25 protein-coding genes are annotated in these 18,085 nt (G+C 38.5%); 3 read left to right on the forward strand and 22 right to left on the reverse strand.

Features of this window, described 5'->3' with window-relative positions:
* Positions 1 to 52 precede the first annotated feature (52 nt).
* From BBI08_RS09200 to BBI08_RS09280, 17 genes are all read right to left on the reverse strand, one after another.
* Positions 53 to 1,576, reverse strand: coding sequence for a lmo1851 family serine protease (locus BBI08_RS09200; protein WP_008497521.1), 1,524 nt, complete (start codon positions 1,574 to 1,576; stop codon positions 53 to 55).
* Positions 1,577 to 1,716: 140 nt separating this feature from the next.
* A complete protein-coding gene (gene deoD / locus BBI08_RS09205) occupies positions 1,717 to 2,421 on the reverse strand; it encodes a purine-nucleoside phosphorylase (protein ID WP_065528012.1) in 705 nt (234 codons plus the stop codon).
* A 70-nt stretch (positions 2,422 to 2,491) separates the two neighbouring features.
* The gene (locus BBI08_RS09210) at positions 2,492 to 2,707 is read right to left on the reverse strand and encodes a YozE family protein (RefSeq protein ID WP_008497522.1); all 216 of its coding nucleotides are present in this window, start codon (positions 2,705 to 2,707) and stop codon (positions 2,492 to 2,494) included.
* A gap of 59 nt (positions 2,708 to 2,766) precedes the next feature.
* Positions 2,767 to 3,192 carry a peptide-methionine (R)-S-oxide reductase MsrB gene (msrB, locus tag BBI08_RS09215; RefSeq protein WP_008497523.1) on the reverse strand — a complete coding sequence of 142 codons (426 nt, stop codon included), beginning with the start codon at positions 3,190 to 3,192 and terminating at the stop codon, positions 2,767 to 2,769.
* Positions 3,189 to 3,719: a peptide-methionine (S)-S-oxide reductase MsrA gene (gene msrA / locus BBI08_RS09220; RefSeq protein ID WP_008497524.1), complete on the reverse strand. Its 531-nt coding sequence runs from the start codon at positions 3,717 to 3,719 to the stop codon at positions 3,189 to 3,191. Before msrA ends, msrB begins: the two co-directional genes overlap by 4 nt.
* A 16-nt stretch (positions 3,720 to 3,735) precedes the next feature.
* Positions 3,736 to 4,314 (reverse strand): YpmS family protein, encoded by a 579-nt coding sequence (locus BBI08_RS09225; RefSeq protein ID WP_008497525.1) that lies wholly within the window; start codon positions 4,312 to 4,314, stop codon positions 3,736 to 3,738.
* A 9-nt stretch (positions 4,315 to 4,323) separates the two neighbouring features.
* Positions 4,324 to 5,121, reverse strand: a complete 798-nt coding sequence (locus BBI08_RS09230; protein ID WP_065528013.1) for a GDSL-type esterase/lipase family protein — start codon at positions 5,119 to 5,121, stop codon at positions 4,324 to 4,326.
* Positions 5,122 to 5,160: 39 nt separating this feature from the next.
* On the reverse strand, positions 5,161 to 6,000 hold the full coding sequence (locus BBI08_RS09235; protein ID WP_008497527.1) for a DegV family protein: 840 nt from the start codon (positions 5,998 to 6,000) through the stop codon (positions 5,161 to 5,163).
* A gap of 75 nt (positions 6,001 to 6,075) precedes the next feature.
* Positions 6,076 to 6,744, reverse strand: a complete 669-nt coding sequence (locus BBI08_RS09240; protein ID WP_237146529.1) for a lysophospholipid acyltransferase family protein — start codon at positions 6,742 to 6,744, stop codon at positions 6,076 to 6,078.
* 67 nt (positions 6,745 to 6,811) lie between these two features.
* Positions 6,812 to 7,309 (reverse strand): dihydrofolate reductase, encoded by a 498-nt coding sequence (locus BBI08_RS09245; RefSeq protein WP_008497532.1) that lies wholly within the window; start codon positions 7,307 to 7,309, stop codon positions 6,812 to 6,814.
* A gap of 64 nt (positions 7,310 to 7,373) precedes the next feature.
* Positions 7,374 to 8,318: a thymidylate synthase gene (locus BBI08_RS09250; RefSeq protein WP_008497533.1), complete on the reverse strand. Its 945-nt coding sequence runs from the start codon at positions 8,316 to 8,318 to the stop codon at positions 7,374 to 7,376.
* Positions 8,319 to 8,437: 119 nt separating this feature from the next.
* A complete protein-coding gene (locus BBI08_RS09255; protein ID WP_008497534.1) occupies positions 8,438 to 9,031 on the reverse strand; it encodes a YpjP family protein in 594 nt (197 codons plus the stop codon).
* Positions 9,032 to 9,328: 297 nt separating this feature from the next.
* Complete coding sequence (locus tag BBI08_RS09260; RefSeq protein WP_083383307.1) at positions 9,329 to 9,700, reverse strand: rhodanese-like domain-containing protein; 372 nt, start codon at positions 9,698 to 9,700, stop codon at positions 9,329 to 9,331.
* Positions 9,700 to 9,996: a rhodanese-like domain-containing protein gene (locus tag BBI08_RS09265; protein WP_040851334.1), complete on the reverse strand. Its 297-nt coding sequence runs from the start codon at positions 9,994 to 9,996 to the stop codon at positions 9,700 to 9,702. Before BBI08_RS09265 ends, BBI08_RS09260 begins: the two co-directional genes overlap by 1 nt.
* Positions 9,997 to 10,055: 59 nt before the next feature.
* Complete coding sequence (locus tag BBI08_RS09270) at positions 10,056 to 10,292, reverse strand: glutaredoxin family protein (protein ID WP_008499138.1); 237 nt, start codon at positions 10,290 to 10,292, stop codon at positions 10,056 to 10,058.
* 210 nt (positions 10,293 to 10,502) lie between these two features.
* Positions 10,503 to 11,288, reverse strand: a complete 786-nt coding sequence (locus BBI08_RS09275; protein ID WP_083383308.1) for a class I SAM-dependent methyltransferase — start codon at positions 11,286 to 11,288, stop codon at positions 10,503 to 10,505.
* Entirely contained in the window at positions 11,285 to 11,722 is a 438-nt protein-coding gene (locus BBI08_RS09280; RefSeq protein WP_008499141.1) for a BrxA/BrxB family bacilliredoxin, read from the reverse strand. Before BBI08_RS09280 ends, BBI08_RS09275 begins: the two co-directional genes overlap by 4 nt.
* Before the next feature lie 177 nt (positions 11,723 to 11,899).
* On the opposite strand from BBI08_RS09280, the gene BBI08_RS09285 reads away from it, so the two are divergent.
* Positions 11,900 to 12,685, forward strand: a complete 786-nt coding sequence (locus BBI08_RS09285; protein ID WP_065528015.1) for a GNAT family N-acetyltransferase — start codon at positions 11,900 to 11,902, stop codon at positions 12,683 to 12,685.
* Positions 12,686 to 12,746: 61 nt separating this feature from the next.
* Positions 12,747 to 12,896 carry a hypothetical protein gene (locus BBI08_RS17135; protein ID WP_169819299.1) on the forward strand — a complete coding sequence of 50 codons (150 nt, stop codon included), beginning with the start codon at positions 12,747 to 12,749 and terminating at the stop codon, positions 12,894 to 12,896.
* A 65-nt stretch (positions 12,897 to 12,961) separates the two neighbouring features.
* On the opposite strand, the gene BBI08_RS09290 is transcribed toward BBI08_RS17135, so the two are convergent.
* From BBI08_RS09290 to BBI08_RS09310, 5 genes are all read right to left on the reverse strand, one after another.
* Positions 12,962 to 13,168 carry a hypothetical protein gene (locus tag BBI08_RS09290; protein WP_008499145.1) on the reverse strand — a complete coding sequence of 69 codons (207 nt, stop codon included), beginning with the start codon at positions 13,166 to 13,168 and terminating at the stop codon, positions 12,962 to 12,964.
* Between the two features lie 378 nt (positions 13,169 to 13,546).
* The gene (locus BBI08_RS09295) at positions 13,547 to 13,840 is read right to left on the reverse strand and encodes a hypothetical protein (RefSeq protein ID WP_008499146.1); all 294 of its coding nucleotides are present in this window, start codon (positions 13,838 to 13,840) and stop codon (positions 13,547 to 13,549) included.
* A gap of 141 nt (positions 13,841 to 13,981) precedes the next feature.
* Positions 13,982 to 15,112 carry a conserved virulence factor C family protein gene (locus BBI08_RS09300; RefSeq protein WP_008499147.1) on the reverse strand — a complete coding sequence of 377 codons (1,131 nt, stop codon included), beginning with the start codon at positions 15,110 to 15,112 and terminating at the stop codon, positions 13,982 to 13,984.
* 25 nt (positions 15,113 to 15,137) lie between these two features.
* On the reverse strand, positions 15,138 to 17,015 hold the full coding sequence (locus tag BBI08_RS09305; protein WP_065528016.1) for an ABC-F family ATP-binding cassette domain-containing protein: 1,878 nt from the start codon (positions 17,013 to 17,015) through the stop codon (positions 15,138 to 15,140).
* Positions 17,012 to 17,647 carry an HD domain-containing protein gene (locus BBI08_RS09310; RefSeq protein ID WP_008499148.1) on the reverse strand — a complete coding sequence of 212 codons (636 nt, stop codon included), beginning with the start codon at positions 17,645 to 17,647 and terminating at the stop codon, positions 17,012 to 17,014. The genes BBI08_RS09305 and BBI08_RS09310 overlap by 4 nt, the downstream gene beginning before the upstream one ends.
* Positions 17,648 to 17,812: 165 nt before the next feature.
* Here BBI08_RS09310 and BBI08_RS09315 point away from each other — a divergent pair, with 165 nt between their 5' ends.
* On the forward strand, positions 17,813 to 18,022 hold the full coding sequence (locus tag BBI08_RS09315) for a cold-shock protein (RefSeq protein WP_008499149.1): 210 nt from the start codon (positions 17,813 to 17,815) through the stop codon (positions 18,020 to 18,022).
* Positions 18,023 to 18,085: the final 63 nt, after the last annotated feature.

Genomic DNA, 18,085 nt, shown 5'->3' on the forward strand with positions numbered 1-18,085 from the left:
CACCCTTTCAATCACAGATTAAGAAAAGGCCCGCATAAGCGGACCTTTAGGATCACTCTTCAGTTTCTTCAACTTCTTCTGGTTCAGAAGCTGTAATTCCTGCTTCTTCCATTGAAAGTTTTTTAGCTTCTTGCAATTGCGGATCATCATTTTTGATTTTCTCACGCAATGCATCCATGATGGCAAATGTACTGTCTCCAGTCAAGACACCTGTTGCTTCCAGTTCTTTTTCTTCCTGGAAAGCTTTAACTGCCTCTGTCATTTGCTCTTCAAATACGCCATCTACTTCTCCAACCTCATAGCCAAGTGCTTCGAGCATTTGCTCAGCAGTTTTCACTTGGTCAGAAATCGTCCCATCTTTTAATTCGATGGAAGTATCTAAAACTGGTAGAGAAGCATAAGCAGGATAACCAACTTCTACATCTGGCTCGATTCCTTTTTCATGAATCCAGTTACCATCCGGCGTTAACCATTTAGCTGTTGTAAACTTCAAGTTAGAACCATCTTGAAGATCATTAGCTGTTTGGACAGTACCTTTACCAAAAGTCTTTTCTCCAACTAATTGAATATCAGCCGATTCGTTCATCGCTCCAGCTAAAATCTCAGAAGCTGAGGCACTTCCTCCATCAATTAATAATGTAACTGGAACTTTAATTTTAGTTCCAGAGGAAGACGTATAAACTTCAGGTTCTTCGCCTTTTGCTTGAACTTCAAACAATGGTTTTCCTTCTTCAATAAATAAGTCGGAAATATCAAGTGCCACATTTAGCAAGCCGCCTGGGTTTCCACGCACGTCCATAACGAGCGCTTCCATTCCTTCGTCTTCCATTTCTTTAATGGCGTCTAGCAATTCTTGATACGTATTTTCAGAAAAACTAGTCACTTGAATATGCGCTATATTGTCCCCAATCATTTCCGCATAAACGGTCTCGATTGGAATTTCATCACGAATAATCTTAATGTCTATAGGGTCTGCATTCTCACCACGTTTGACCGTTAACGTGACTTCAGTTCCCTTTTCACCACGGATTAGCATAACAGCTTCCGTTGTTGTGAAACCTTGTATGCTATCTCCATCAACCGCGATAATTTGGTCGTTCGGCAGGATGCCCGCTTTTTCTGCTGGTGAATTCTTGATAGGAGAAACCACGGTTATAAAGCCCCCGCGCTCTTGCACTTCTGCGCCAATTCCTTGGAAGCTAGACGAAATCCCCTCTAAAAATTGTGAAGCTTCTTCTTCATCCAAGTAATCTGAATAAGGATCTTCTAACGAATCGACCATGCCGTTAATGGCACCATTAACTAAGACATTTCGATCGACGTCTTTATAGTATTGGTCCTGTATTTGATCATATGCTGTATAAAGTTTTTCGAATTCACGTCGCTCCGGAGAATTTACTTCCACAGCTTTTTCGTCACCAAATGTTAAAGCGAAAACAGTTAATCCAGCCGTTGCTATTATTAAAAGAAACACTAGCATAATAAACGAGAATGTTTTCATCTTAATAGTATGTGACGGTGATTCTTCTACCGGAGGAGTAGGTTCTTGCTGTTCTTCCGGACGTTTGTCATCCATCTATTTCACCACTTTCATAATCGTACTTAAAACTTAAGAACATGAAAAGAAAAAGACTGTCGAAACAGTCTTTTTTAAAGCCGACATTTAACACTAAAGATTTTAGAATAATTTTCAGTGTTAAATGTCAATACTTTTTACTAGTCTTGAATTGCTGCGTCTAATGCAACAACAATCATGTCGTTGAACGTTGTTTGACGTTCTTCAGCTGTAGTGACTTCACCTGTTAATAAGTGATCGCTCACTGTTAAAATAGATAGTGCTTGGCAACCAAATTTAGCAGCTAAAGTGTAAAGTGCTGCAGATTCCATTTCAAGAGCAAGTACTCCGTACTGAGCCCATTTTTCATGTTCTGCAAATTCATTATAGAAAATATCTTCAGTAAAGACGTTTCCTACACGCAAGTTCAATCCTTTTTCAATGCCAGCATTATAAGCTTTTAACAACAAATCGAAATCTGCAGTTGGTGCATAATCAATGCCATTGAAAATGACTTCATTCATTTTTGAATTAGTTGAAGAACTTTGTGCCAAAATTACATCACGCACTTTTACGTCTTTATGGATTGAACCACAAGTACCTACGCGGATTAATTTTTTTACATCATATTCTTGCATCAATTCTGTTACGTAAATTGCAATTGACGGTACGCCCATTCCAGTTCCTTGAACAGAGATACGCTTCCCTTTATATGTTCCGGTATAACCGAACATGTTGCGGACTTCGTTGTACAAAGTCACATCTTCCAAAAAAGTTTCCGCTATGTATTTAGCACGAAGCGGATCTCCTGGTAGTAAAATTGTTTCGGCAATATCGCCTTTTTTCGCATTAATGTGAACACTCATTTAAAAAACCTCACTTTTATATTGTAGATTTAATCATACTGTTTTTTTACAGCTTGTGCAACGACCAGCTTTATTCGTCTGCGTATTCTCTCCACATTTCATCGAATACGCTTGCTCTCATGACCGGATGTGCTTTTTCTTCAATGTATTTAGAAAGTCGTTCAAAATCAGTTTCAGATTTCGGAAATGAATGATCCAAAAACATCGAATCCGAAAAATGCGAAAAGTCATCAGCCTCGAGTTTGCCACGGTATTTCAATGCAAATTGGTAAAATGAACGTTCCATGGTCGAACTCCTTTCGAATTTCGGGCAAAAAAAACCGGACAACATGTCCGGATAAGCCATTATTCAAATAATTTCTTGTACTCGGATAAGCCTTCTGCATCTAACTGCTCTTTAGGTACAAAACGAAGAGCCGCAGAATTAATACAATAGCGAAGTCCACCTAAAGATGATGGCCCATCAGGGAATAAATGCCCTAAGTGAGAATCCGCCGTTGCTGAACGGACTTCTGTTCTTCGCATCCCATGACTTGTATCAAAATTTTCTTTTACTTCAGTTTCTTCGATTGGTTTTGCAAAACTTGGCCAACCACAATGAGCATCAAATTTATCTTTTGAACTAAACAAAGGTTTTCCTGAAACAATATCTACATAAATTCCGTCTTCAAAATGTTGGTCATATTCTCCTTGAAATGGAGGCTCAGTACCACTTTCTTGCGTCACATGATATTGCATCGGTGTTAACTTTGATTTCAATTCGTCTTTCATAATTGTCCACCCCAATTCTTTTCTATAAATGCAGTCCGTCCCGATCCAACCGAATAACGGTTGTAATGGCCAGGGTTTTTCTTATAGTAATCTTGATGGTATGTTTCTGCCAAATAAAATGGTTTTGCTTCTAATATTGGTGTCACAACAGCTTTCTCGAATCTACCCGAATTGTCTAGGTCTTGTTTAGACTTTTCTGCTTTGAGTCGTTGTTCCTCGGAATGATAATAAATAGCCGTCTGATACGATTCCCCACGGTCAAAAAATTGACCTCCCGCATCTGTCGGATCAATTTGTGTCCAGAAAACGTCTAACAATTTTTCATATGGAAAAATATCGGGTTGAAATGTGATTTGGACCGCTTCAACATGTCCCGTAGCATTGGAGCAAACTTGTTCATAGCTCGGATTTTTCAACTCACCGCCTGTGTATCCACTCACAACTTCTTCAATGCCATCTAATGAATCAAAAGGTTTGACCATGCACCAAAAACAGCCACCTGCAAATGTCGCTTTTTCTGTCTTCATCTACTCACTCCGTTCCCTATGGTTCGATTGTTACCAATAATCGGATATCATCATCTTTTAAGTTAAACGATGACGCTCGAACAGAAATCCCATCATCTAAAGGTATTTCCGTAAGCTTTAATACCACTTCTTCATCTTTAGGCATCACTTCCATAAAATCCGGAAGGTCAACTGAATCTCTAAGTAACTTTAACGCAGATTCAGGCGGAATATCCAGCATGCCGACTTCTACAGACTTTTGTTCTAGTAACAAATTACCATCTTCTTGAACAAGAGGTTCAAATTTCATCAAGATTGGCAAGGTCACCGAAAATACAGTTAGTTCTGTTGAGATGCTGACATCATCCGCCACCGACAAAGCCAAAGGAATCGGTTGATCTTTCATCGCTTTTTGAATATAAGTATTAGCAATCCCTTCAAAATCTGCTTTAGTAGTATTGACTACGACTGTGTTACCGGCTGCAGGTCCATTTTCTAAGGCCTGATACGATGTATAGTCTTTTGGCGGAGTCGTTACATAAAGCACCGCTCCTACCAATGCCAATGCATTCAACGCCAACAGAGCAAAAAAGGCCAAACGCCATTTTCTCATCATATCCTCACCCTATTCTTCATAACTCAATCCACATTCTTCCATCCTCTTTAAAATACGCTTTGTCATCAAGTCATAACCTCTACTATTGGGATGAAAAAAATCGGAATGGTAAACCAAATTTTTATTACCGACAAATAAATCACTGACAGGCACAAAACAAGCCTGAGGATCTTCATCTATCCTTTTTTGCATTACTTGATTAAAAGAGTCTATAATTTGATCAAATTCTTCTACTTCATCCGTTACGAGCGAAAAAGGATTATAAATGCCCATCATAATAATAGGCACAGTTGGATTGATCTCTCGTATCGAAGTCAGAATCGTATCAAAGCGGCTTTCATAGAAAACCAATTCATCATCGAAAGCTTCTATATTCAGTGAAAACAAATCGCGTTTCACAATTCGCATAACATCATTTCCACCAATGGTCATAGTTAAATAATCTGCTTCTGAAATAGGACCCGTTAGTTTGCCTTGCTGGAACATTGCTAGCAATTGATCGCTACGTCGACCCCTTTTAGCGGTGTTTTCAACAGCGACCCCTTCAATTCCCTGCCAAGTTTGAATTTCGGCTGCTAACCTGCCTGTATAGCCCCCTAAATCTGCTTCATCACCAACTCCTTGAGATAACGAATCACCAAGAGCTGTGATGATGACGGCTTGAGGTTTAAAGTTCGGCGGTACCGTATAAGAACCGATTGATGGTTCATTTCTCGGCTCTGCCTCTTCGTTGCCAAAGATAAACGTTGGACTGCACCCCGCTACTATACCCGTGGACAAAATGACGATTAACAGGATGCGTTTCAAATTCGTCTCTCCTTTTTTACATAGGACTGTACTTTATCGTTAATCGGTATAATACATAAATCCTATTGCACCGATTCCTGTGTGCGTGGAAATTACTGGCGTTGTAAAGTCAAATTGAATATCGTCAAAACCGGTTTCTTTAATTTTTTCACGCAACGGACCTGCCATTGCAAGTCCATTGGCGTGAGCGATACCAACACCTTTTACTTGCTTGCCTGTAGTCCGGTCGAGAAAGTCTTTCATTAAATAATCTACTACTTGCTTATGGCTTCTAACTTTAGCAACTGGTGTATATTCACCACTATCTAAAGAAGCGATCGGCTTGATTTTCATCAAGGATCCTAATAACGCACGACCTTTTCCGATTCGTCCGCCTTTCACAAGGTTATCTAGTGTATCTACCACTACAAACAGTTTTGTATTGAGGCGAACTTGCTCTATTCGCGCAACAATTTCGTCCATCGACTTTCCTTCCTTGGCCATTTTAGCTGCCTCAAAAACTTGGAAAGTTAAAGCGTGCGAAATATAACGAGAATCAACGACCGTGACGTCTGAATCAGAGAGTTGAGCTGCTGTTTTTGCAGACTCAACAGTACCACTCATCCCTCCAGTCATATGGATAGATAAAATTTGATCCCCATTTCCACCTAGCTTGTCATACAACTCTTTGAAAACGCCCGGAGCTGGTTGGGAGCTTTTTGGCATTTCTTTTGTATTTTTCATTAACTCTAGAAAAGATTCTGGTTCAAGATCTACTCGATCCAAATAAGTTTTTCCACCGACTTGTATGCTCAATGGAACTACATGTAAATCATATTTTTTAATGACCTCCGGTTTTAAATCAGCGGTCGAATCCGTGACGATATGAATTTTTGACATGAAATCACTCTTTTCTTCACTTAGATTTAAGTAATGGAATTGCAAGAAAACCATGTAAATTGCTATTCAGTAATATTAATCTAAATTGTATTTTTGCATAGATAGTGTAACAATCGTTTCAGCAATTCTTGAATGAATCATTGCTATTGCCTCTTTTGTATTCATTTCTTTTATTGTGTCACTAGAAATCGGATCCAAAAGTTGAACTTGTACAGTTGCCGGCATTACTTTATTGTTGTTTTTTTCCATAATATCCGCAGTTCCATGGATTGCAATTGGTAAAATCGATACATTTGCATCTTTTGCAATACGCAAGAAACCTGCTTTAAATTCACCAAGGCCATCACCTTTGCTTCTCGTTCCTTCAGGAAAAATCAAAATTGAATGGCCTTCTTTCAACTTTTCTACTGTATCTGTAATCGATTTCAATGCACTTCGGCGATCGGTTCGATCTAAAAATACACAGTTCATCTCTTCCATATACATCGGAATGATAGGGAATTTTTTTACTTCTTTTTTAGAAATAAAACCAAATGGTTTTGGAATCGTAGAAAGCAATGTTGGAATATCAAAGTTTCCTTCATGATTACTGACAAACAGCACAGGTCCTTCAGGTAATTTTTCAAGCCCTTGAATAGACACTTTACTTTTCGTCCGCTTCATAATGCCCGTTGCCCATTTTTGCGGTTCCGTATGAATTAGTTGATCATATTCCTCAAGAGACAATTGTTTCTTCTGTTTCATGAATTTCCTCAAACTTATTGCGCTAAATGGCAAATAGCCAAAAATAAAGGAGAATGTACGAAAAGAATTAAGCATGGGCATTTTTCTTTTTCCGTCTTTCGTATACTAAATATGAAAAAGCTACATCATTTGAAATTTGCTGCTCCGATTCTGAAACAAGTTTCCACTCACGGCCATATTCCGGAAAATAAGTGTCTCCGTCAAATTCTTGGTGAATTAATGTAATGTAAAGGCGATCAGCATCAGGTAATACCGACTCAAAAATTTGTTCTCCACCAATAATCATTACTTCCTCATGTGCTTCTTTTGCCAATTTGATGGCATCAGACAAATTGTGTACCACGTCTACGCCTTCTGCCTCGTAATAATCGTTGCGTGTCACAACGATATTACGGCGTTTTGGAAGCGGACGACCTATAGATTCATACGTATTGCGACCCATAACAATGCCTTTTCCAATCGTATGTTCTTTAAAATAAGCCAAATCAGCAGGAATATGCCAAGGCAATTCGTTATTCTTTCCAATGACCCGGTTAGGATCATGCGCTACCATCAATGAAATCATACATATTCCTCCTACCCCGCTTTTTACGGGTGTTAAACTCTATTTAACGAAATCCTGTTGCCCATTAAACCGCAACGGGTGCTTTTATCCGCGGGTGTGGATCATAACCTTCAATCGTGATATCTGCAAGCGTTAAATCAAATATGGATTCGACTTCCTCATTAATATGTAATGTTGGAAGCGGTTTTGGCTCTCTAGTTAGTTGTTCTTCTACTTGTGATAAGTGATTTGAATATAGATGTGTGTCGCCTGTTGTGTAAACAAAATCGCCAACTTCCAAATTGCATTCACGGGCAATAAGGTGTGTCAACAATGCATAAGAAGCGATATTAAACGGCACCCCTAAAAAGACATCTGCACTTCGTTGATACAGCTGACATGAAAGTTTTCCATCTGCTACGTAAAACTGGAAAATAATATGGCAAGGCGGTAAGGCCATGTCGTCTATAAATTCTGGATTCCATGCGGTAACAAGATGTCGACGGGAATCCGGATTCTTTTTAATGGATTCGATGACATTTTTTAATTGATCGATCGTTTCGCCTTCTGTTGTTGCCCACGAACGCCATTGCTTACCGTAAACCGGACCTAAATCCCCGTATTTCCCAGCGAATACCGGGTTATTAATCACTTGTTGTTGGAAAATTTGCATCTGCTGTTTATATAGTTCTGCAAACTCAGGATCTTTCTGGGCACGACGACCAAAATCTGTCATATCCGGCCCTGTATATTCGTCACTTTCTACCCACTGGGCAAATGCCCATTCGTCCCATATATGATTATTGTCTTGTAGCAATGCTCGAACGTTTGTATCTCCTTTAATAAACCAAAGTAGTTCAGATACAATTAAACGGAATGCCGTTTTTTTAGTTGTCATTAATGGAAATCCTTGCGTCAAGTCAAATCGCATTTGATGGCCAAAAACACTCAATGTTCCTGTACCCGTTCGATCTTCTTTTGTTGCTCCATTATGTAAAATGTGTTCGCATAATTCTAAATATTGCTTCATGTAATTCGCCTCCGTTGTTAAGTTTAATCATAACAAAAATATTGACTAAGGACACATCTGAACTAATAATACCTATTCATAAAATTATCAAAACAAAAAACCGTCACAAAGTGAACGGTTTAAGAAAGCCATTTTGGCGGTGTGTTTTTAGACCAATAGATATCACCTAGAGTAATATGTTTTTGGAAGTTATCTTCAGCTATATGATAATGGAAGTTAAAAGAATAACCTACTTGAGGCTTTTTCTCTGTTCGAACATGAAAACGAATTTCGTCTATATTTGTTTTAGTATCGTAAATATGGAATATTTTTTCAGCATAATCACCTGACGGCTTTTCGGAAATTGCCAAGGTTTTCAGTTTGCCGTCTTCTAGACTTGCCAAATGAACGTCGATTGCTCGCTGAATGTTTGGCAAAATCATTGTTTGGAATTCATCTTGAATGACAGGACCGATTCGAGATCCAAATTTCAAATACGCCTGCTCTTCTGCAGATTGATAAGCCAAATCGAATATGGAGTCATTTGTGTCATAAAACTCGCTCGGATCTACCCAATCATAAATATATTGTTTGTTATCACTTTCCGCTGCGTGTGATTTTGGTTGACCCTTTTCGTCTAAAAGCGACTCCCAGATTAAATGATTCGGAGAGATTGCGCCCAATGTCAAAACGGCAACTGCAATCATCAGCGACTTTTGCCACCAATTTTTCATGAACATCACCTTTTCTTTATGAACATTTTAGTAACATATCTGTTTATTTATACGATTTTCACGGGGAAAGGTTTCATCTTCTTGAAATTCATTGTACAATAAAGTCATTAACAACGCCTTGTTTTTTTTTGAAAAGGAGGAATTTTCGTGGATGCATCATTATTGATCGGATTGGGTCTCCTATTTATGCTCGGATACTTGACTTCACTTTCATTTACAGATTAATAACAAATAAAAAAACTCCCTAAAATTTAGGGAGTTTTTTTATTTGTTTTAACTCATTTTTTCAATAATCGCCTATTTTTCTACGTTGCCTTCCCATGAAGACATCCCTTGAGCTACATTTACAAACTCATAGCCTTCTTCAAGCATCAATTCACTCGCTTGTTGAGACCGGTTGCCAGACTGGCAAATGACAACGTATTTTTTGTCTTGTTGAATACCTTCAAAATCACCATTTTGCATTCCCGTAAGTGGCTCGTTTTGCGCCCCTGGGATATGCCCTTGATCAAATTCAAACGGTTCGCGAACGTCCAATACAGTGTAGCCGGCATCTTGCTTTTCAGCCACTTGATCGATTTGGATAGTTTCATAATCTGCTTCTTGTCCGCACGCCGCTAACAGTAGCGCACTGACAATTGCGAGCATCAATACGAGTCGCTTTGTCATTACTCAATGTCGCCTTCCCATGCCATCATGCCGCCTTCAACGTTTGTTACATTATAACCTTGGTTGTCTAAAAATTTGCATGCAGAGCTACTACGTCCGCCTGCTTGGCAGTTCACATAGTATTGTTCTTTTTTGTCCAATTCGTTCATCTTGAATTCCAATAACCCTAAAGGCATATTCACAGCTCCAGGAATTTTTCCAGTCGCCACTTCTGATGTTTCACGCACGTCAATAATGTTTACTTTTTTACCTTCTTCTAATAATGTCTGTAGCTCTTTTGTAGAAATCGATTTCATCTATAATTCCTCCTAATAATTTGGTTTTTAATTAGTATTTTATTCATAATGTAAATTGTTTATGCGTTCAATAATTCCGAAACGCGATTCGGATCGAAACCGAGAACCCACTCACCGTTTATATTTGTTTGTGGTACGCCCATTTGGCCAGTTGTTTGCACGAGGCGATTAGCTGCCGCTTGATCGTGCTGCACATTTACTTCTGTATACGCAACATTATTCTGTTCCAGAAAATTTTTCATCATTGTGCAGTAAGGGCACGTATCTGTTGAGTAAACTGTAACTTGGTTTGACATAATCGCTTCCTCCTAAAAAATAAGATCAATTGAATGTACTCGAAATATACCACAGGGGGTATATAGTTTCAAGAGATTTGCTTGGCTTTGATTTCTTTTTATGCTTTATCATTTACAAATTAAATTAACAAAATAAAAATAGCATCTTATTTCGCAAATCAGATTGAAAAATCTGGCGATAATAGATGCTATTCTTCAATCTTACTTCGATTAGTTATTTTCCTGTGCGAGAATGATCACACCGTAGTGAAATTTAGTATTCGGTCGCACGCGTCGCACAAAACCAAACCGTTCAAAATCCTGAGAGCTGAAATGCGCTTTTAACACAATACTCTTTCTAGCCACCCGTTTAGCTTCAGCTACCCATTGTGCTGTTAACTGACCTTGATTAGCCAAGCCTTTAATTGCTGTAAAGTTTGTTGCTTCTGTAATTTCTTCTGTAAACATCGGATCCATGTATATGACATCGATAGAATTCGACTCAAGTTTTTTTAGAAACGAAACGGCATCACAAGAAACCACTTCTATTCGTTTCATCGCGTCTATTAAGTGCGGCATTCCACTATATTGTTTTAACCCTTGTTTTACGACGTAAGCAAGAATCGGATGACTTTCGCAACCAATAACGTGCCCACCTTTCCCTACGCGCTGAGAAGCGACCAAAGAGTCTGATGCAAGACCTAAAGTACAATCTAAAAAAGAGTCTCCTGGCTTTAAATTAGAAACTACAACTAACGGATCTTCCTCGAGCGGTCTCTTCGTCCGATACGCAGCTGAATTCGGATGAAAAAAGAACGGCTCCGTTTTACCCAGTGGATAAAACTCGAGTCGTTCTTTTAAACAAATCAACAAATCAGACGATTCATCCGCATGCATTTTCTTAATAGAGCGCTTATTGCGTACCACTTGCTGAAGCGACAGTTCTGTTGAAACTCGCTCCGCCCACTCCATCATAGATGAAGTTGAGCGAGAAGCTGTTGTGACGACCGTTTTCACTGAGCGGCCACCTGTTCAAGCGCTTGTGCTAGATGGTCACGAATTTGTTCCATTGGATAACCCTCTATTTGTTCGCGTGGAATAAAATGTGCCAACTCGCCATCTTTGACTACCGCAATCGATGGTGAAGACGGAGCAACTTCTTCAAAATAATGACGCATTTGCGCTGTCGCTTCTTTATCTTGTCCTGCAAAGACCGTTACCAAATGTTCGGGTTTTGCTTCTACTGTTTGAAGCGCTTCTATAACCGCTGGACGTGCCAATCCTGCTGCACAGCCACAAATTGAGTTAATCACAATTAGACTTGTTCCTTTAGCGCTACTCATATGGTCATTTACTTCCTCAGCCGTCAACAATTCTGTAAATCCTGCTCCAGCCAATTCCTGGCGCATCGGCACCACAATGCCCTTCATGTATTCATCATATGCGTTCATGCTTTTCGCCCCTTTTCGTTTAAACTTTTTCTAAAAACTCTAAGTTTTATCTACTTAAGTGTAACCTAGATGCTCCTGAATTTCATAGTATGCCGATTTAAATGTGATTTTTTTATGAATTTATTAGTTTAGTTCTGTATGATTAGATTTAAGTTAAAGGGATGAGGGTGAAAACAGATGGATTTACTAAAACAAATTAACGAATTAGACTTTGCATTGTTGCAGTCATTTTCCACCAAACATGATCGTCCATGGGGTGCTTTGTTTTTAAACGAACACCAACCAGATTATTATGATGCAAATCATGCATATGTAAGTGAACAGCCCGAACACCCTGAAAAAGTAATCGATGAAGTGGTGTCATTTTATAGATCTCACTCAATTACGCCACGATTTTATTTAGATTATATCGATTCGCTGACAAGTTTTATTGCCCAATTAAAAAATAACGGCTTTCAGTATGAAGAAATTCCTCAACCTATTCAGTTATGGAACAAAGAACTAACGTCATTATCAATCCCTGACCATGTAACGGTCGAAAAAGTAAACAATACGAATTATCATGACGCCTCGTGGGTCGAGTGTCAGATTAAAGAATTTGGTGGAAAAGCAGTTCGCGAAAAGGCTTTTGAAACAGAGTTTAAAGACAATCGTTATACGCATTATTTATTAAAAGTTAATGGCAAACCTAGTTCGACAGCGTGCTTATTTGTACATAAAAATCAAGGTCGTATCGAAAGTGTTGCGACTATCGAGAAAAATAGAGGAAAAGGATTAATTGGTTTTGTCTTACATCATATACAAAAAGAAGCTCAAATGATGCAGCTAGAAAAATTATGGGTTCACCCTATTAATGAACAAGTTGAAAAAGTCTATAGTCGATACGCATTTGCTACGATTCATATTTTACAATCTGGTCATGCTTTTTTAGATGGGAAAAGCATTAAAGGCATTCACGAGTAAATCAGAAGTGACATTAATCGAGTGGGTTCTAAACAAGAAACTTAAATGATAGGAGAAATCCATGAAAAAGAAAAAGAAGAAAGACAATTGCATTACTGATTTCTTTAAAGACCTTAGTATTCAAATTGTTTTTGAATTGCTCTTATCCGCTGTTTGGAACACATTATTATTTATTCCAAGACTGTTGATTCGATTATTTAGCAGTGTTTAACTTTGCGTTTACGCATTTATCAAGCTATCTATTATTATCTATAAGACAATTTAAAAAGCCACCCATCAGGATGACTTGAATAGTGATATTTGAATACCTTCAGCTGATGGTGGGCGAAGAGTTATGGTAGTTCCCATTTCTTCTACCGTATAATCTTTTAAAAACTCTTCTACGTCTTTTGCATGCTCAGCAACTGATTCTCTGATAAGCTCTCTAATAATTAATGTACTTCTTTTTTGACTCAATACTATTCCATTGACCGTAAGATTCACCTGAAACCCTCCTATGTATACTTAAAAGATATCATAAATTTATTAACAAAAAACGTACACATGGACCTAATATTTTTAATTTTTTTTAGAAAAAAAGAGTAGATTATTGTCTTTTGTATCATTAAATGATTTTATATACCTACTTTATGCCATGTTTATAATAGTTTTTACCATGAAACGGCGTTTTCTGACAAAGTAAAAAACTACCCCAATTGGGTAGTTTTTTTATTTTATTAAATAAAAATACATGGTAGCCAAGCTTTTATGGGTAGTTACGTGTAATAACTGTATACCTTAAATATCTCAACGCTGCGATGTTTTAGCTAAATATAGACAGCTTCCAGACGTTTTTACACACATTAGGTCTAAAGACTTTATTCATTCAAATTCATGATTAATAAAATCGAGCATTTTGCTAAAGGCATCGTAATCGAACCATTCAATAGTCATATTTTGAGCGTATTCACCGTCATCTTGAAGTTCTAAGTTATTAGAAGACAACTGGACAATTCTTGTGTCATCTACTTCTTCATCTTGTTTGTTGACTTTTTGATCATTAAACTCATGAATCACTTTTTCATAAAAAGAATCAAGTTTTTCTCGACTCGCAAATTCCCAGGATTCGTATTTTCCACTATATAAAATTTCTACTGAGTAAACATTCGCATTCATTCGTTATTCCTCCTCGTAAATGATGATTGTCAGAAAAAATCAACTAAAAGCTCCTTACCTCTTAAATAACCGTTAAAAACATATTATTGAAAATCTAGGTAAAAATAAAAAAACCGGCGACTCAAAAGTCACCGGTTTTTTCTATTCACCTTTCATGGCTTGTCTTGCTTCGGTCATTTGTTTCCAAACAGAACCTTTCGCATCTTCACCTTCTGCAATACGTGCAATGGCCATTTTAATCTGCAATTTCACTTCGAATTCAGGATCGTTTTCTGTTTTTTTTAATGCTGACAATGCTGCTTCTGTACCCGTTTCATATAGAAACATTGCCGCTCTCCAACGAACCAATTTGTTTTTATCATTTAAGGTTTCAATCATGATTGGCTCAAACTCTTCAAATCCCAAATCACTAATGGTGTCACCTGCAGTTCTACGTACAGCCCAGCTTTTGTCTTTCATTGCACGTTCCACATAAGAAACAACTGCTTTATCGTTGATATCCCCAAGGAAAATGGCCGCTTGTCGGCGAATTGACATTTTTTCGTCATCAAGTGCAAGCGATAATAATGGCAAATCGTCCAGTTCCGCTTCGATCATTTGATCGAGTAGCTGAAAACGCGTTTCCCAGTCGGGCGCATTAAATTCTTCTGGGGAGATTTTGCGTCCACGCGGTGCTGCTTCGTGTTGTTCTGTATCTTTTTTTGCTGTTAATGCATCTAAGCGTTGTTGTGGGTAAGCCGCTTCGATTTCTTCTACCATACTTTTGCCAATTTCTGCTTTATCACCATAACGCACGCCGTAATCCGCCCATTTACGTTGCATTAAATAATTTTCTTCAGTTGGGTCCATCACTTGTTTCATCGCTGTAACAAATCGCTCAGACATCCCAAAGCGTTCTTCTGATGCGTTATCGAACACTTTGACTTGCAACGGAATGCCTTTGAACTCCTGAACATGGACATATACTTCGCCGAAATGTTCATCTAATTCTACTTCGTCACCTATATGTTCACGGTCTTCACCAAAGACATTGCGTACTTGAGCTAAAATAGTTTCCCAATCAAATTTCGAAATGCGTTCGACTGCCAAGAAGTCAGCAACGTGATAAACACCTTTAACGCCGTCAATCGTAAGCAATTCTTGAACTTCTTTTGGAGCAGCTTCTATAGTGTCTTTATTGTAATTATGACTTTTGCCAAATGGCAATTCTTGATCGATGATTACTTTCATCGTATTCGGGCTTGGTGTCGGTTCTATCGTTAAAATTTTCACTAAAATCCCTCCTGCAATTAGTCGATTACGCTTCTGCGATTTCTTGAAGATAAGTCCAACGTTCAACCAATGCATCATACTCTGCAGTTAACATATTCACTTCTTCTGTCAGCTGTTGCAATTTATCGTAATCTGCACCAGCTAAAGCCATCTCTTCTTCGCGAGCTTCGATCTTTGCTTCAGCTTCTGCAATTTTATCTAAGATGCTATCGTACTCTAGTTGATCTTTATAGCTCATCTTTTTTTTTGACTTTACAGGCTCCGTCACGACAGTTTCTACTAACTCTTGTTCAGCAAGAGCCACAGGGTTGTTTTTCTCTTTTATAAATTCCGAATAAAGTCCTTGGTATTCTTCAATTTTCCCAGTACCTGTTGTCCATAATTTCTGCGCGATGCGATCTAGGAAAAAGCGATCATGCGAAATCGTAATAACAACGCCCGGGAAGTTTTCTAAGAAATCTTCCAACACGGATAGTGTTTGAATGTCCAAGTCGTTTGTCGGCTCATCTAAGAATAAAATATTTGGTTGTTCCATTAAAAGTTTCAATAAATACAGACGTTTGCGCTCGCCACCGGATAATTTGCCAATTTGTGTGCCGTGACCATTTGATGGGAATAAGAAACGCTCAAGCATTTGGGTAGCAGATAAACGGACGCCTTTTTCCGCTTCAAAATCACTTGACGTTTCTTGAATATACTCAATCATTCGTTGTGATTCGTCCATTTCAGGCAAATGCTGCGTAAAGTGAGCAATTTTCACTGTGCTGCCGTATTCCATTTTGCCAGTCGTCGGCTCAAGTTCTCCCGCTAACATTTTCATTAATGTCGATTTCCCCGCACCGTTTGGTCCAACAATTCCGATGCGATCTCCACCTTGTAACAGGAAATCAAATCCACTGAAGATTTGTTTGTCGCCATAAGCGACGCCCATATCCTTACCTTCGATAATTTTCTTACCAAGGCGTTGGCTTTGCATCGATAGTTCAAGCGATGTGTTGTCATTTTCTTTTTGTACATTTTCTTTAATTTCATCAAAGCGTTGAATCCGCGCTTTTTGTTTTGTCGAACGTGCTTTTGCACCACGACGAATCCATTTTAATTCTGAACGGAATCGGTTTTCAAGTTTTTGCTGAGAGGAAGCGTTCATTTCATCGCGAATTGCTTTGTTTTCAAGGTAATCACCGTAATTCCCTTTGTGTGTATACATTGTTTGATCTGCAATTTCGAATATATGGGTAGATACTGCATCTAAGAAATAACGATCATGCGTCACGAAAAGCATAGCTGATCCCATACGTAACAGCGTTTCTTGTAACCATTCTGTCGAAACCGCATCAAGATGGTTGGTCGGCTCATCCAATAAGATTAAATCTGCTGGTTCGATCAATGCTTTTGCAAGAGCTACACGTTTTCGCTGCCCACCTGATAACTCACCAACCGATTGGTCATACATATCGATACCCAATTTCGACAAGGCAGTTTTTGCAAGTGCGTTAATGTCCCATGCATTTTCCTGCTCCATTTTTTCTTGAATATCCATCAATTCGTCTTGAAGTTGTGTCGAACTTGAATCGACCATCATATTTTTTAATGCATTTTCATATGCACGATTTAATGCGAGAATTGGAGATTCTCCTGAGAATACTGTTTCTAGTACCGTTAATGACTCATCAAACTCAGGCTCTTGCATCAAATAGGTTATTTGATATTTTTTTGGATGATCCATGACAACACTGTCTGCATCCATTGATCCTGCTAATATCGACATCAAGGTCGACTTTCCTGTTCCATTTACACCGATCAATCCGGCACGTTCTCCAGGATACAATGAAAATTCGACATCCTTGAATAATGTTTTGGCTCCAACTGTTTTTGTTAATTTCGTAATATTTAAGTGGCTCATTTATTCCCATCCGTTTCTGTTTGAAGTTGCTTTAAAAAGGATAGCATAAATTCGTGGCGTTCTTCAGCCATCTGCTTACCAGTTTCCGTTGTCATTTGATCTTTTAGCAATAAAAGCTTTTCGTAAAAATGCGTAACACTGCTTGGCTGCGCTTCCCGGTATTCCTGCTCGGTCATTTCCGTTCGTGCTTTTTCGTTCCAATCGTATAGTTTACGTCCTTTAGCTCCCCCGTATGCAAAAGCTCTAGCAATGCCAATTGCACCAATTGCATCTAGGCGATCTGCATCTTGAACAATTTTGGCTTCGCTACTAGTTGCGGGCTTACCGTTTCCACCTTTAAAAGAGACAGACGCAATGACATCTTGTATTTCTTGGCGTTGCTTATTGGTTAAGTCCAAACCCTCTAATATCTCACGCTCTAAATCTTCATTTGGCTTTTTGTACTTTGGATCTGAAACATCGTGTAGCAGTACCGCTAACTCAACGATAAAGACATCTGCGTTTTCGTGCGCCAAAATCATTTTGGCGTTTTTCATGACGCGTTCAATATGCTGCCAGTCGTGGCTCGCATCAAACTGCTCATAAATTTTCTTTACTTTATTTTGACATTGATTGATTTTTTCCTGATCCATTCTTCCGCTCCTATCGCTTGTTTCTTCTATTATAACCTGAAGTGACTCCAAAATGCCTGTATTCCCAACGATTATTGACGTATACATAGGCTTCATGTATAGTATAGCCATCCATAACATGGCGTCTATAGATCCATGACATACTCAATACTAGGGGGAACTTGTATGAACCAAGGGACAGTAAAATGGTTTAACTCAGAAAAAGGTTACGGATTTATTGAGTATAATGATGGCGATGATGTATTTGTCCATTTTACAGGCATCCAAGGTGATGGGTTTCGTACATTAACTGAAGGCAAAACTGTATCTTTCGATATTATTGATGGCAACCGTGGACCACAGGCTGCAAATGTTATCGAAGTTGACTCAGAATAACAAATAAAAAAAGAAAAAAGCAGGGACGGATTTCCGTTCCTGCTTTTTGTATGCTAGTAGAAA

This window comes from Planococcus halocryophilus, from assembly GCF_001687585.2.
Taxonomy (GTDB): Bacteria; Bacillota; Bacilli; order Bacillales_A; family Planococcaceae; genus Planococcus; species Planococcus halocryophilus.